At 48.3% G+C, this 976-nt stretch carries 2 protein-coding genes; both read right to left on the reverse strand.

All coding sequences use genetic code 11. The annotated features are described in order from the left end of the window. Positions 1-18: 18 nt before the first annotated feature. Complete coding sequence (locus AC1DQP_RS20950; RefSeq protein ID WP_478052491.1) at positions 19-237, reverse strand: hypothetical protein; 219 nt, start codon at positions 235-237, stop codon at positions 19-21. Continuing rightward, positions 234-976: hypothetical protein (locus AC1DQP_RS20955; RefSeq protein ID WP_478052492.1), on the reverse strand; the 743-nt coding region annotated here is incomplete at its 5' end. The genes AC1DQP_RS20955 and AC1DQP_RS20950, both read right to left, overlap by 4 nt.

Below are 976 nucleotides of genomic sequence, written 5' to 3' on the forward strand. Positions count from 1 at the left end.
CATCTCTCCCGAACTCAATTACCGAGCATCTCTCCCGAACTCAATTACCGAGAATACCTCCACTTGAAGATCGGCAAGTTCCTGCCTTGCTACAACGATCACATCACCGTCATCACTCTTCCATTGCGGCAACGAGACCTCGCTTGCTCCCGGAGAGTCGAGCCATTCATCCCCAGGGGGGCCGTATGAACGGAAATACTCGCAGGCTAACGCAGATATAAAAATGTAGTTCTTCATGAAATCTCCCCAACAAGAATCCTAACAACTTCGTCCTGCTCTTCCTTAAACGAGTTCGTAACACCGATTCGAGAAAAGTACGACATAAGTTTCTGAAGCAGGGACTGGGTAAGCATGGGCCTACACACGCCCACAGGAACATAGGCATCAGGATGATCAATTAGGTCCATCTTTGAACGACAAATATCGCGACGAGAAGCTACAGTCAAAGTCCGAAATGGAACTACGAATCCACTTTCAAGCACCCCAGGAATAGTAGGTATGATATAAATATCAGATCGACCGCCCTGCATTCTATTCGAAAGCACCTTCTTAATTTTTGCTGACAGCTTTTCGAGCCTTTTTGCAACCTGGCTGTCCTCAGACTTAAGCTTTATTAAATCTGGAGCGATGACATGTCCACTTTCAACCACGCGCGCCAATACCTCCACGGGTTGAACCAGGCAATTAATGAATGCCACATCTGGCTTGTGAATTCCCTTAATGTCAGCGCGCCAGCGCACCTCGCCTCCACGAACAAGCCACTCTCGAAGCGGCTCATTGGAAACCCCACCAATAGGGCTACTCATCGCATTGGCGATAGCCCTGACTTCAGCGAGAAGAAGATCCATAATTTCTTCGGCACAGTCCGGTATGGCGAATTTCCCAATGTACTCCCTAGCAGGCAGAACACTAAGGCAGAACAGGTCGTCGCGACCATTTGAGTTCAGCAGATCACAATCAGCACTAACTATAAACT

The sequence above is a fragment of the Stenotrophomonas sp. P5_A8 genome (genome assembly GCF_056400545.1).

Bases quoted from the DNA above. Each gene is read 5' to 3' on its own strand.
- AC1DQP_RS20950 (WP_478052491.1), bottom strand. From the start codon at position 237: ATGAAGAACTACATTTTTATATCTGCGTTAGCCTGCGAGTATTTCCGT.